At 70.2% G+C, this 13,444-nt stretch carries 9 protein-coding genes; 6 read left to right on the forward strand and 3 right to left on the reverse strand.

What is annotated here, in order from left to right; translation table 11 throughout:
* Window positions 1-34: 34 nt before the first annotated feature.
* Window positions 35-2,956 carry a glycoside hydrolase family 48 protein gene (locus ACFQS1_RS24370; RefSeq protein ID WP_378972337.1) on the forward strand — a complete coding sequence of 974 codons (2,922 nt, stop codon included), beginning with the start codon at window positions 35-37 and terminating at the stop codon, window positions 2,954-2,956.
* A gap of 11 nt (window positions 2,957-2,967) precedes the next feature.
* Complete coding sequence (locus ACFQS1_RS24375; protein WP_378972340.1) at window positions 2,968-4,098, forward strand: lytic polysaccharide monooxygenase auxiliary activity family 9 protein; 1,131 nt, start codon at window positions 2,968-2,970, stop codon at window positions 4,096-4,098.
* Between the two features lie 63 nt (window positions 4,099-4,161).
* Here the strand turns inward: ACFQS1_RS24375 and ACFQS1_RS24380 are convergent, their stop codons facing one another.
* The gene (locus ACFQS1_RS24380) at window positions 4,162-5,208 is read right to left on the reverse strand and encodes an endo-1,4-beta-xylanase (RefSeq protein WP_378972342.1); all 1,047 of its coding nucleotides are present in this window, start codon (window positions 5,206-5,208) and stop codon (window positions 4,162-4,164) included.
* A gap of 208 nt (window positions 5,209-5,416) precedes the next feature.
* On the opposite strand from ACFQS1_RS24380, the gene ACFQS1_RS24385 reads away from it, so the two are divergent.
* Genes ACFQS1_RS24385 through ACFQS1_RS24400 form a run of 4 tightly spaced genes read left to right on the forward strand, consistent with a single transcriptional unit; the run spans window position 5,417 to window position 11,593 of the window.
* The gene (locus ACFQS1_RS24385; protein WP_378972344.1) at window positions 5,417-6,109 is read left to right on the forward strand and encodes a polysaccharide deacetylase family protein; all 693 of its coding nucleotides are present in this window, start codon (window positions 5,417-5,419) and stop codon (window positions 6,107-6,109) included.
* A gap of 12 nt (window positions 6,110-6,121) precedes the next feature.
* Window positions 6,122-7,402: an SGNH/GDSL hydrolase family protein gene (locus ACFQS1_RS24390; protein ID WP_378972347.1), complete on the forward strand. Its 1,281-nt coding sequence runs from the start codon at window positions 6,122-6,124 to the stop codon at window positions 7,400-7,402.
* The gene (locus ACFQS1_RS24395; protein ID WP_378972349.1) at window positions 7,399-10,347 is read left to right on the forward strand and encodes a glycosyl hydrolase 115 family protein; all 2,949 of its coding nucleotides are present in this window, start codon (window positions 7,399-7,401) and stop codon (window positions 10,345-10,347) included. The genes ACFQS1_RS24390 and ACFQS1_RS24395 overlap by 4 nt, the downstream gene beginning before the upstream one ends.
* A gap of 1 nt (window position 10,348) precedes the next feature.
* Window positions 10,349-11,593, forward strand: coding sequence for an SGNH/GDSL hydrolase family protein (locus ACFQS1_RS24400; RefSeq protein WP_378972351.1), 1,245 nt, complete (start codon window positions 10,349-10,351; stop codon window positions 11,591-11,593).
* A 94-nt stretch (window positions 11,594-11,687) separates the two neighbouring features.
* On the opposite strand, the gene ACFQS1_RS24405 is transcribed toward ACFQS1_RS24400, so the two are convergent.
* Both ACFQS1_RS24405 and ACFQS1_RS24410 read right to left on the reverse strand, forming a co-directional pair.
* Entirely contained in the window at window positions 11,688-12,083 is a 396-nt protein-coding gene (locus ACFQS1_RS24405) for a VOC family protein (protein ID WP_378972353.1), read from the reverse strand.
* A gap of 76 nt (window positions 12,084-12,159) precedes the next feature.
* Window positions 12,160-12,846: an aminoglycoside phosphotransferase/choline kinase family protein gene (locus tag ACFQS1_RS24410; RefSeq protein ID WP_378972356.1), complete on the reverse strand. Its 687-nt coding sequence runs from the start codon at window positions 12,844-12,846 to the stop codon at window positions 12,160-12,162.
* Window positions 12,847-13,444 lie beyond the last annotated feature (598 nt).

The following is a 13,444-nucleotide window of genomic DNA, read 5'->3' on the forward strand; positions in this document are numbered from 1 at the left end:
GCTCCCCGTCCCCACCCCTCGGAAAGGAAACCCCGTGCGACAACACAGACATCGCCTGCGCCGCGGCCTGGCGGTCGCCGGCACCGTGGTCCTCGGTGCCGGCATCGCCCTCGCGGCCGGCGTGCCGGCCCAGGCCGCCGCCGGTTGCACCGTCGTGTACAAGGTGCAGAGCCAATGGCCCGGCGGCTTCACCGGCGACATCCAGATCACCAACTCCGGTGACCCGATGAGCAGCTGGAAGCTCGAGTACGACTTCCCCGACGCCTCGCAGAAGGTGTCCCAGGGGTGGAACGGCAACTACTCGCAGAGCGGCCAGCACGTCACCGTCACCAACGCGAGCTGGAACGGCAGCCTGCCCACCAACGGCACGGTCGGCACCGGCTTCAACGGCACGTTCGGGTCGGCCAACCCGGTGCCCACGGCGTTCAGCGTCAACGGGACCGCCTGCAACGGCCCGGTCACCGCCGCGCCGACCGTCCAGATCACCGCGCCGGCCGCGAACACCCGCTACACCGCCCCGGCGTCGATCCCGATCACGGCGACCGCCGCCGCGTCCGGCGGCCGGACGATCAGCAAGGTCGAGTTCTACCACGACGGCCTGCTGCTCAACACCGACACCGCGGCGCCGTACGCGTACACCTGGGCGGGGGTGCCGCAGCAGACCGCGGCCTACCACGTGCAGGCGATCTCGTACGACAGCAGCGGCGCCAAGAGCAGCACCGCCGACGTGCCGGTCTTCGTCGACGCCAGCACCTCGCCGGCGATCGTCGCGGACGCCACGTCGGTGACCGTCTCGCCCGGCGAGGAGTCGACGTTCAAGCTGGCCCTCTCGTCGGCGCCCAGCGCCAGTGTGACGGTGGCGGTCGCCCGCACCGCCGGCTCCACCGCGGTCTCCGCGTCGCCGGCGTCGCTGACGTTCACGTCGTCCAACTGGAGCACCGGGCAGACCGTCACGGTCGGCGCGACCAGCGCCGCCACCGCCGGTTCGACCGCCACCATCTCGGCCACCGCCAGCGGCTACACCGCCGCTACAGTCCAGGTGAACGTGATCGATCAGGGGTCGGTGGACGACCGGTTCACCCAGCTGTACAACGACATCAAGAACCCGTCCAACGGCTACTTCAGCCCCGAGGGCGTGCCCTACCACTCGATCGAGACGCTGATCGACGAGGCCCCTGACCAGGGCCACGAGACCACGTCCGAGGCGTTCAGCTACTGGCTGTGGCTGGAGGCCGAGCACGGGGCCGCCACCGAGGACTGGGCGCCGTTCAACGCGGCCTGGTCGACGATGGAGAAGTACATCATCCCGTCGCACGCCGACCAGCCGACCAACGCCAACTACGACGCGTCGAAGCCGGCGACCTACGCGGCGGAGCACCCGCTGCCGTCGCAGTACCCGTCGCAGCTGGACTCGAGCGTGTCGGTCGGCAGCGACCCGCTCGCGGCCGAGCTGAGGAACGCGTACGGCACCGCCGACATCTACGGCATGCACTGGCTGCTGGACGTGGACAACACGTACGGCTTCGGCCACTGCGGCGACGGCACCACCCGCGTCGCGTACATCAACACCTTCCAGCGCGGGCCGCAGGAGTCCACCTGGGAGACCGTGCCGCAGCCGTCCTGCGACACGTTCAAGTTCGGTGGCCCCAACGGCTACCTCGACCTGTTCACCGGCGACTCGAGCTACGCCAAGCAGTGGAAGTACACCAACGCGCCGGACGCGGACTCGCGCGCGGTGCAGGCGGCGTACTGGGCGTACACCTGGGCCACCCAGCAGGGCAAGGCCTCGCAGATCTCCACCGCGGTGGCCAACGCCGCCAAGATGGGTGACTACCTGCGGTACTCCTTCTACGACAAGTACTTCAAGCAGCCGGGCTGCACCAGCACCTCGTGCCCGGCCGGCACCGGCAAGAACGCCTCCAACAACCTGATGTCCTGGTACTACGCCTGGGGCGGCGCGTACGACACCAGCGCCGGCTGGGCGTGGCGGATCGGCTCGAGCACGAGCCACTTCGGATACCAGAACCCGATGGCCGCCTACATCCTGTCCAACGTCAGCGCCTTCACCCCGAAGTCGCCGACCGCCAAGTCGGACTGGCAGGCCAGCCTGAACCGGCAGCTCGAGTTCTACCAGTGGCTGCAGTCGTCCGAGGGCGCCATCGCCGGCGGCGCGACGAACAGCTGGAACGGCAACTACTCGGCGCCGCCGTCCGGCACGCCGACCTTCTACGGCCTGGCCTACGTCGTGGCCCCGGTCTACGAGGACCCGCCGTCCAACCAGTGGTTCGGCATGCAGACCTGGTCCCTGGAGCGGCTGGCCGAGTACTACTACACGACCGGCGACACCAAGGCCAAGGCGGTCCTGGACAAGTGGGTCCCGTGGGCCCTCGGCCAGAGCACCATCACCGCCACCAGCTTCTCCATCCCGTCGGACATGTCGTGGTCGGGCGCTCCGGCCACGTGGAACCCGTCGAGCCCGGCCGCCAACACCAACCTGCACGTCACTGTGACGAGCAAGGGCCAGGACCTCGGCGTGGCGGGCTCGTTCGCCAAGCTGCTGACCTACTACGCCGCGAAGTCCGGCAACACCACGGCGAAGACGGCGGCGAAGAACCTGCTCGACGCGATCTGGACGAAGAAGGACTCGAAGGGCGTCTCGGTCACCGAGACCCGGGAGGACTACAAGCGGTTCGACGACGTCTACAACGCCTCGACCGGCCAGGGTCTCTACATCCCGCAGGGCTGGAGCGGCAAGATGCCCAACGGCGACGTGATCGCCCCCGGCAAGTCCTTCCTGGACATCCGCTCCTGGTACAAGAACGACCCGGACTGGCCGAAGGTCCAGGCCTACCTGGACGGCGGCGCCGCGCCGACGTTCAACTACCACCGCTTCTGGGCCCAGGTCGACGTCGCCACCGGCTACGCCGACTTCGCCCGCCTGTTCCCGAACGGATGAGGGGAGGAACGATGAGAAAGAAACTGTTCGCGTACGCGGCGGCGGCGATCATGGCCGCCGGGCTCGGCGCGGTGGTGCTACCCGGCATCGCCGAGGCGCACGGCGCCATGATGATGCCCGGGAGCCGCACCTTCCTGTGTTACAAGGACGGCCGCAACCCGAGCACCGGTGCGATCGAGCCGAAGAACCCGGCGTGCGCGGCCGCGGTCGCGCAGAGCGGGGTCAACTCCCTGTACAACTGGTTCGCCGTGCTTCGCTCGGACGGCGCCGGCCGGATGGCGGGGTTCATCCCGGACGGTCAGCTGTGCAGCGGCGGGACCGGCGGGCCGTACAACTTCACCGGCTTCAACCTGGCCCGTAACGATTTCCCGGTCACGCACCTGACGTCCGGCCGGACGATCGAGATCTCGTACAACGACTGGGCCAAGCACCCGGGCACGTTCTCGCTGTACATCACCAAGGACTCGTGGAGCCCGACCCGCGCCCTCGCGTGGAGCGACCTCGAGTCGACGCCGTTCTCGCAGGTGACCAACCCGCCGGCGAACGGCGGGCCGGGCACCGACGACGGCCACTACTGGTGGAACGCGACGCTGCCGTCCGGCAAGTCGGGGCGCCACCTGATCTACTCGGTCTGGTCGCGCTCGGACTCGACCGAGACGTTCTACGGTTGCTCCGACGTGGTCTTCGACGGCGGCAACGGTGAGGTCACCGGCATCGGCGGGACGACCACCCCGCCGACCACGCCGCCGACGACCCCGCCCACCACGCCGCCGACGACCCCGCCGACGACGCCACCCACCACCCCGCCCACCACGCCGCCCACGACCGGCAACCCGGGCTCCGGCTGCACGGCCATGTACAACGTGACCGGCTCCTGGAGCGGTGGTTTCCAGGGACAGGTGATGGTGCACGCGCCCACCAACGCCGCGGTCGGCAAGTGGACGGTCACCTGGACCTGGCCCGGGTCGCAGACCCTGGCCCAGATCTGGAGCGGGACGGCCACCAGCAGCGGCTCGCTGGTGACGGTCACCAACGCCAGCTGGAACGGGTCGATCCCGGCCGGCGGCGACACCACGTTCGGGTTCCTGGGATCGGGCAGCACGCCCACCACGGTGAACAACCTGACGTGTAGCACCGCATAAAAGAGAACCGGGCGGCGGCGCTTCCGCGCCGCCGCCCGGCCTTTCCCGGTTCAGAGGAAAGCTCTAGCGGGCCAGCAGGAACGTCTCGCGCAACGTGTCGTACGCGGGCTTGGGTTGCATCTGGTCGTCCATCGGCGTGGCCTCGCCCTCACCGCTGAACACACCCGGGACCCAGTTGTACTTGTCGGTGAAGCCCCACACCGTGTAGGAGATGCAGTTCTTGACCAGCAGGCAGGCCCGCAGCATCAGGCCGAAGCCCTCGGCCTGGGCCTGGGTGCGGTACTGGTCGGAGGGCAGGATCATCCGCACGTCGACCTCGGTGAACGCGGTCTTGACGCCGAGCGCGTCGAAGCGCTTGACGTTCTCCAGGACGTCACCCGGCAGGCCGTACTGGATGCCCAGGTGACCCTGCATGCCGAAGCCCTGTACCGGCACGTGCTGCCGGCGCAGGTCCTTGACCAGCTTGTAGTACGCGTCGGTCTTGGGGCTGAGCCACTCGGCGTTGTAGTCGTTGATGAACAGGATGGCCGACGGGTCGGCCTGGTGCGCCCAGCGGAACGCGTCGGCGATGTAGCCCGGGCCGAGCGCCCGCAGCCAGATCGTGTCGCGCAGGGTGCCGTCCTCGTTGAGCGGCTCGTTCACCACGTCCCAGGCCCAGATCTTGCCCTTGAAGTGGCCGGCCTCGGCGAAGATGTGCCGCCGCAGCAGGTCGCGCAGCTGGGCCTTGGTGAAGTCGGTCTCGTTGATCCAGGACGGGAGCTGGCTGTGCCAGACCAGCGTGTGCCCGCGGACCTTCTGGCCGTTGCTGCGGGCGAACTTGATCAGGTCGTCGGCCGGGCCCCAGTTGTACGTGCCCTGGGTCGGCTCGACCTCGGACCACTTCATGACGTTCTCGGGAGTGACGGTGTCGAACTCGCGGGCGACGGCCGCCTTGTAGGCCGGGTCGTTGGCGAGCGCGTTCATGTCCACGGCCGTGCCGATCCTGGTGCCGGTGCCGCGCGCGGCACCGCGCAGCCCGGTGTCATGCGCGACCGCGGACCCGTTGGGCAGCACGGTTACGCCCAGGACCGTGACCGCGGCCAGAGCGGCCGCGCCCAGTCCTGTTCGCATTCGAATCATCAGACTTTCCTCCGGTCGGTGAAGCCGAAAGTTCCGGTAACTTGCGGAAAGCTTCGTTGCCCGCACCGCCCACGTCAATGGCTGTTTTCGATTAAAGATCAAAACGGTGGCCTCTTGACGGCATAGATCAGCCCCTCTACGTTCGGGGTGATTGGCCGACATGTTTCCGAAACTTCCGATCCACCACGGAGGATTCCGCGTGTCCCGCTTGCTTTCGTCCGGCCTGGCCGCCGCCGTCTCGGTGGCGGCCGTCCTCTTCGCGGCGACCCCGGCGTCGGCCACCGGCCGGCCCACCCCGGTCGTCGTCGACACCGCCCGCGGCCACGGCGACGTCGTGAGCTTCACCTTCGACGACGGCCCCAACCCGCCCGACACCTACGACCTGCTCCGGGTGCTGCGCAAACACCACGTCAAGGCGGTCTTCTGCCTCTGGGGCGACCACGTCCGCGAGCATCCCGAGGTGGTCCGCGCGATCGCCCGCGAGGGGCACGTGCTCTGCAACCACTCGATGCACCACGACGACATGTCGGCGTGGACGCCCGAGCAGATCCGCGCCGACCTCGAGGCCACCAGCGCCCTCATCCGCCAGGCCGTCCCGCACGCCCGGATCGAGTACTTCCGCGCCCCGTACGGCGCCTGGGGCCAGAGCCCGCAGGTCGCCGCCGGCCTCGGCATGCAGCCGCTCGGCTGGCGCTTCGACATCGAGGACTGGGTTCCGCCCGGCACCGGCGTGCTGGTGCAGCGGATCCTCGACCGGATCACACCCGGCGCGGTGGTGCTCATGCACGACGGCGGCGGCGACCGGAGCCAGACCGTCGCGGCGGTCGACCAGGTCATTCCCCAGCTTCGCGCCGACTGCTGGCGTTTCGCCCTGCCGCAACGACGCGGCTGAGAGGAGACCGTCATGTCCACCAGACGTGAGCTGCTGGCCCTCGGGGCCGGCGCGGCGGTCGGCGCCGCGACCGCGGGCACGCCCGCGTTCGCCCACGACGCGGGCCCGGGCCCGGAACACTGGGTCGCCACCTGGGCGGCCGTGCCCACCACCATTCCCACCCGCGGCGCGCCGACGGTCCTCGAGGACCAGACCGTCCGGCACGTCGTGCACTGCTCGACCGGCGGCGACGAGCTGCGGATCCGGCTCACCAACGAGTTCGGCGCCGAGGCCCTGCACGTCGACGCGGTGCACGTCGCGCTGCGTCACGGCAGCGGGGCGAGCACCGCGATCGTGCCGGGCACCGACCGCCGGGTCACCTTCGGCGGGCGGCCCGACCCCACCATCCCGGCCGGGGCGCCGATGGTCAGCGATCCGGTGCGGCTGCGGCTGCAGGCCGGGGGAGACCTCGCGATCAGCCTCTACTTCCGGCGGCGGACCACGGTGACGACCCTGGCGGCGTTCGCGTTCCAGGACAACGTGATCGCGGCCGGGAACGTGACCTCCGCCCGTACGGTGAAAGCCACCGCGACCCTCGCGCAGGACCTGTTCCTGTCCGGTGTGGCCGTGCGCAAGCACGGCGCCGCGGCGATCGTGACGCTCGGCGATTCCATCACCAACGGCGCGAACACGCAGAACAACCTGAACCACCGCTGGCCGGACCTTCTCGGCGCCCGGCTGCGCGCGGCCCACCTCGACCGGGGGATCGCGAACGCCGGCGTGTCGGGCAACCGGCTGCTGCACGACCCGAACCCGCCGGCCGGCAGCGACGCCGAGACGTTCGCGAACTACTTCGGCGTCAACGGGCTCAAGCGCTTCGACCGGGACGTGCTCGCCCAGCCCGGGCGGCGCTTCCTGATCGTGCTGCTCGGCGTGAACGACCTCGGGCACCCGGGAACCGTCGCGCCGCCGAGCGAGGTGGTCAGCGCCGGCGACCTGATCGCCGGGCACCGGCAGCTGATCGCGCGGGCGCACGAGGGCGGCCTGCGCGCGTACGGCGGGACGATCCTGCCGTTCAAGGACGACACGCTGGGCTTCTACTCGGCCGGGAACGAGCGCAAGCGGCAGCAGCTCAACCGGTGGATCCGGACGAGCGGCGAGCACGACGGGGTGATCGACTTCGACCGGGCGATGGGTGACCCGGCCGATCCGATCCGGCTGAATCCGGCCTACGACAGCGGCGATCACCTGCACCCCAACGACATCGGCATGGCGGCCATGGCCGCCGCGGTGAATGTGAGGTTGTTCCGATGAAGGCCGCGCTCGCTCTCGTGCTGGTCGCCCCGTTGCTGGCGATCCCGTCCCCGGCCGCCGCGCACGGCGGCGAGACCGTCTCCGGCTACATCACCACCCATCCCGGGCCCGGCCGGTTCCCGCTGGCCGGCGCCCCCGTGCTGGTCGACGACACCGACTACCCCGGAGTGGTCCGCGTCGCCGGCGACCTGCGCGGCGATCTCAAGAAGGTCACCGGCGCCGCGACCTCGGCGCGGAAGGACCCGATCATCCTCGGCACGATCGGCCGCAGCCCGACCCTCGACCGGATCATCGCGCGCGGCAAGCTCGACGTCGACTCGATCCGCGGCAAGTGGGAGACGACGATCGAGCAGGTCGTCGACAACCCGCTGCCCGGCGTCAAGCGGGCCTTCGTGATCGCCGGCAGCGACCAGCGCGGCACCATCTACGGCGCCTACGACGTGTCCCGCACCATCGGCGTCTCGCCGTGGTACTTCTGGGACGACGTCCCGGTCGAGCACCACGACAACCTGTACGTCCTGCCCGGCCGGCACACCCAGGGCACCCCGGCGGTGAAGTACCGCGGGTTCTTCATCAACGACGAGAACCCGGCCACCGGCACGTGGGCGCCCGAGCACTTCGGCCCCGGCAAGGCGCCCGGCTTCCCGGGCGGGCTCAACGCCGACTACTACGCCAAGGTCTTCGAGACCATGCTGCGGCTCAAGGCCAACTACCTGTGGCCGGCGGTGTGGGGCCGGGCGTTCGCCGAGGACGACCCGCTCAACCACGCGACCGCCACCCGCTACGGCGTGGTGATGGGCACCTCGCACGAGGCGCCGATGATGCGCGGCATCGAGGAGTGGAACCGGCACGCGGTCAACGGCACCGATCCGTACGGCGGCAACGGCGTGTGGAGCTACCGGCAGAACCAGGCCGCGATCGAGGCGTACTGGGAGGACGGCGCCGAGCGGATGCGCGACCAGGACATCGAAGGCGTCATCACGCTCGGCATGCGCGGCAACGGCGACGTCTCGCTGCCCGACGGCGACGGCATCGACCTGATGAGCTCCATCATCGACAAGCAGCGGCAGATCCTGCGCGACACCGGGCTGATCGACCGGCCCCAGGTGCAGACCCTCTACAAGGAGGTGCAGCGCTACTGGGACAAGGGCTACCGGCCGCCGGACGACGTCACGGTGGTGTTCTGCGACGACAACTGGGGCAACATGCGTAAGCTGCCCGATCCGTCGCTTCCCCCGCGCAGCGGTGGTTACGGCATGTACTACCACTTCGACTATGTCGGAGATGGCCGCAACTACAAGTGGGCCGACACTGCGAATCTGACGAACACCTGGGAGCAACTGCATCGGGCGTACGCGTCAGGTGTTGATCGTCTCTGGGTGGCGAACGTGGGCGACCTCAAGAACGAGGAGCTGCCCACCCAGTTCTTCCTCGACTACGCGTGGAACCCGTCCGAGTGGCCGGTGACCAAGCTCGGGGAGTGGACGCGGCGTTACGCGGCGCAGAGCTTCGGGGAGCGACTCGCGCCGGCGATCGCCGACATCCTTGACACGTACGGTCATCTGCAGTCCCGCCGCAAGCCCGAGCTGTTGAACCGGCGCATCACCGTCGACCCCACCAAGGACATCACCACCGATTCGTCGGCCGTGGTGTACGACGACCAGCAGACGCCGTTCTCGCTGACCGATTACGCCGAGATGGACCGGGTCACGTCGTCCTGGCTGGACCTGGCGGCCCGTGCCTCCCGCTTGCGGGCGAAGATCCCGCCGGCCTGGCAGGACGCGTACTACCAGCTCGTGTACTACCAGGTGAAGGACACGGCGATCATCTACGACCTGCGGCGCGCGGAGTTCACCAACATCGCGTACGCGGCGCAGGGACGCGCGGCCACCAACGCGCTCGCCGACCGGGCCGAGGCGCTGTTCGCCGAGGACCAGGCGATGAGCGACTACTACAACAACACCCTGGCCGGCGGGAAGTGGCACAACTGGCAGCTGCAACCCAAGATCGGGTACGGCAACGTGGAGCGCTACGGGCCGAACGCGCCCTGGCAGCAGCCGGAGCTGAACAACGTGGCGCTGCCGGACGAGATCTTCCCGTACCTCAAGCGCATCGAGGTGCCGGCGGGCTCGTCGATGGGCGTCGCGCTGGACGGCGGGTCGTCGTCGGTGCTGCCCGAGCTCAGCCCGTGGCAGAGCCAGTCGCGGCAGTACATCGAGGTCTACAACAAGGGCACCACGCCGTTCCGCTACCGGATCCGTAGTGGCGCGCCGTGGCTCTCCGTGACCCACGCTTCGGGCACCGTCACCGACCAGATCCGTTCCTACGTGACTGTGGACTGGAAGCGGGCGCCGGCCGGGACGCGCAGTGTGCCGATCACCATCACCGGCGCGGGCTCGACCGTGACCGTGCAGGCGCCGGTCACCCGGCCGGCGCTGAAGCCCAAGGGCTTCCTCGAGGCCAACGGGTACGTGGCGATGGAGGCCGACCACTACGGATCTTCGACCGGCAAGTGGCAGTTGCTGCCCGGGATCGGCAAGACCGGCAACGGGCTCACGCCGCTCTCGGCCTCGGCCAGCCTCAGCTACCCGATGACGCTCACCTCGGCCGGGCCGGTGCAGGTGACCGCATACCTGTCGCCGCGCAACAACGTGCGGCCGACCGAGGGCCTCCAGTACGCGGTCTCGATCGACGGCGCGACGCCGCAGGTGGTCAACGCGACCACGGCGACCGGCGCCAACGACACCACCATGAACCGGCAGTGGGCCCGCAACACCAGCGACAACATCAACCGCACCACGACCACCCACCAGATCGCCGCGCCCGGCCAGCACACGCTGACCTTCTGGACCGTCGACCCGACCGTCATCGTCCAGCGGCTGGTCGTGGACACCGGCGGCGTGAAGTACAGCTACCTGGGACCGCCCGAGAGCCGGAGGGCCTGAGATGCGTAGACGAACCATGCTGGGCATGACCGGTGCGGCCGCCGTCGGCGGGGCCGTGTTCGGCGCCGGCCCGGCCGCGGCACACGGGCGTCCGCGGTGGTTGCACACCTGGGTGGCGATGCCGCAGCTCACCGAGCCGGGGAACCTGCCGCCGGCGCCCTTCACCGGCGCGTCGTCCACGCTGGTGGACACCACGCTCCGGCAGACCGTGCACGTCACGATCGGTGGCAGCCGGTTGCGGGTGCGCTTCTCCAACGCGTTCGGCGGGGCCGCCCTGCCGATCACCGCGGCCGGGGTGGCGCTGCCGGCCGGCGGCCAGGCCGGGGTCTCCGCGATCGTGCCGGGCACCGCGCGCCCGCTGACCTTCGGCGGCCGGGCCTCGGTGGTCGTGCCGATCGGCGCCCAGGTGGTGTCCGACCCGGTCGACCTGCCGGTGGCGTCCGGCTCGAACCTGACGATCAGCACCTACCTGGCCGCCGGTCAGGAGACGCTGAACCTGACGTCGCACCCGGGCTCGCGCACGACGACGTACCTGACGAACGGGAACTTCGTCGCCGCGCCCGACCTGTCGGGCGCGGCGTCGGTGGCCCACTGGTATCTGATCAGCGGCGTCGAGGTGCCGGGCACCGCGCCGGCCATCGCGATCGTCGGGGACTCCCTCACCGACGGCCGGGGATCCACGACCGACGGCAACGACCGCTGGCCCGACCAGCTGTTCGCCCGCCGGCGGCGGACCGCGATCCTGAACCAGGCGGCCGGCGGCAACCGCGTGCTCAACGACGGGCTGGGGCCGAACGTGCTGGCCCGGCTGGATCGCGACGTCCTCGCCACCAGCGGCGTGGACCGCATGCTGATCTTCGAGGGCGTCAACGACATCGGCACCGCGCCGGCCACGGTCGCCGACCAGAAGCAGGTGGTCGACGACCTGCTGTTCGCCTTCGAACAGGTGGTGCTGCGCGCGCACGCCCGCGACATCACCGCGTACGGCGCGACGATCACCCCGTTCGGCGGGAACACCGGTTACGACGACCCCGACGGGCTGCGGGAGCAGTCGCGGCAGGCGGTCAACGCGGTCCTGCGCCGCGGCCGGCTGTTCGACGAGATCGTGGACTTCGATGTGGCGGCCCGTGATCCCGCGGTCCCGCGCCAGCTCAACCCGGCCTACGACACCGGCGACCACCTGCATCTGAACCCGGCGGGCTACGGTGCGCTCGCCGCGGCGGTGCCGTTGCGCTGGTTGTCCTGAACCGTCCCGCGCGCTTCTGGGGCATACGCGGACCCGGGGGCGCGCGGGACCCTCATTTTGTTGGCGACGTTCCACCGGCCGGCGCGGCCGGGTGTCAGGCCGGCGCCCCGAGCAGATCCCACCTGTTGCCGGAGACGTCGAGAAAGACCGCGACCCGCCCGTACGGTTCGGTGCGCGGCGGCCGGACGAACGTGACGCTGGCGCCGGCCATCCGCCGATAGGCGGCGTCGAAATCGTCGACGCGGAGGAAGAACCCGACCCGGCCGCCCGCCTGATCGCCGATCGCGGCGCGCTGGTGCTCGTTGTCGGCGCGGGCGAGGAGGATCCCGGTCCGCGCGCCGGGGGGCCGGACGACCACCCAGCGCTTGGGTCGCCCGTCGCCGGTGGACGACGGCGAATCCTCCACCAGGTCGAAGCCGAGCGTGTCCGTGAAGAACGCGATTGCCGGGTCGTACTCCTCGACGATCAGCGCCACCAGGTCGATGTTCACCCCGGCAGCGTAGGCGCAGGTTTCCTGGGGCCGGCCGGCTATCCGGCGACGGCGCCGCTTCGCGGCGAGCGTCCCGCTACCCGAGCACTGCCCGGCGGATCAGGTTGCGATGGCGGGCGATCCACGAGGCGCTCCGTGCGCGCCACGTGACGGCCCACAGGATCGGATAGCCGTTGCCGGCAATCGCCGAGGTGCTGTCGATGGTCACGCCCTGGATGACCGCCTCGTGGCGCGCGTTGTGGATCGCGACGTCGGCAAGCCGATCGACCAGCTCGTCTCGCGCGGCCCGGGGCAGGCCGTACCCGTCGACGATGGCCCGCGCGTGCCGAGCCCGGGTGGCGGCGTCGGGCAGGCCGTGTAGTTCCGCGACGTCGTCATCGACGAGCTGGGCGTTCAGCCAGACCGTCTCGGCGAGTTCCCACAGCCGGTCCACCGGGCCCGCGTACTCCCAGTCGATGAACGCGTCGGGCCGCCCGTGTTCGCCGACGATGTTCCAGGGGCCGGGATCGCAGTGCCCGATCACGATGTCGTCGCCGCCGAGGTCACGGAGCCAGTTCGCCTGCCACACGGCGTCGGCCGGCGGCGTGAAGGTCGCGGTGGCGTCGTGCAGGCCGCGCAACAGCGTCCCCACCACGCCCACCGTCTCGTCCGACCAGGCGTGCGGATGCGGAGACTCGCCCGCCACAAACGTGTACCCGTCGCCGGCGACGCGCGGCGCTCCGGCGAAGCCGGCCCGCTCGAGGTGGTTGAGCAACGCGAACACCGCCGGTGTCCAGGAGCGTCGGCCTGAAGAGACCGGGTCGCAAGCGACATACCGCCTGCGCCCACCCCGGAGATCTGGCGGCCCTCTTCGTGGAGGTGTCGTACGAGGGTGTGCGCTCACAGCGCCCGCTCCACGTTGACCTCGCCTTGCCGGGCAGGACTGACCGGCATACCAAGCGAAGGATGGGCTGATGACTTCGGTGCCTGCCACGTCTGGCTGGAGGCCGACACCGCATCGCCTGCCGCACCTGTTCGCGAGCGCGCACCGAGCAGGTCCCGTGGCGAGGCCGAATGCCCGGCTACCACCGATTTCGAGAACGTCGCCGCGTGGCCGGCCCAGCGCATGAGCGACGCGACTGGCGCCGCGCCCGTTTCGCCGTGCGCGCCGGCCGGGAGAACCTCGACGAACCAGCACCGCCAGATCCTGGGCCTGCTCCGGCGTCACCGTTACCGGCTCTGGCGCACCTGGGAAGAGCAATAGTCAAGACTTGTGGATGAGAAATCTTGATCAGGCGGCTGCGGTCTCGGTGATGCGCTGCTCGGTGGCGGGGCGTTCGACGAGTTTGCCGCGTTCGAAGCGGGCGCCGGCACGGACCAGG

The sequence above is a fragment of the Paractinoplanes rhizophilus genome, assembly GCF_042664765.1.
Lineage (GTDB): Bacteria > Actinomycetota > Actinomycetes > Mycobacteriales > Micromonosporaceae > Actinoplanes > Actinoplanes rhizophilus.

What these genes read in the sequence shown, in the direction of transcription:
- ACFQS1_RS24375 (WP_378972340.1), top strand. Translation starts at nt 2,968, where the DNA reads ATGAGAAAGAAACTGTTCGCGTACGCGGCGGCGGCGATCATGGCCGCC.
- ACFQS1_RS24380 (WP_378972342.1), bottom strand. Translation starts at nt 5,208, where the DNA reads ATGCGAACAGGACTGGGCGCGGCCGCTCTGGCCGCGGTCACGGTCCTG.
- ACFQS1_RS24390 (WP_378972347.1), top strand. Translation starts at nt 6,122, where the DNA reads ATGTCCACCAGACGTGAGCTGCTGGCCCTCGGGGCCGGCGCGGCGGTC.
- ACFQS1_RS24395 (WP_378972349.1), top strand. Translation starts at nt 7,399, where the DNA reads ATGAAGGCCGCGCTCGCTCTCGTGCTGGTCGCCCCGTTGCTGGCGATC.
- ACFQS1_RS24400 (WP_378972351.1), top strand. Translation starts at nt 10,349, where the DNA reads ATGCGTAGACGAACCATGCTGGGCATGACCGGTGCGGCCGCCGTCGGC.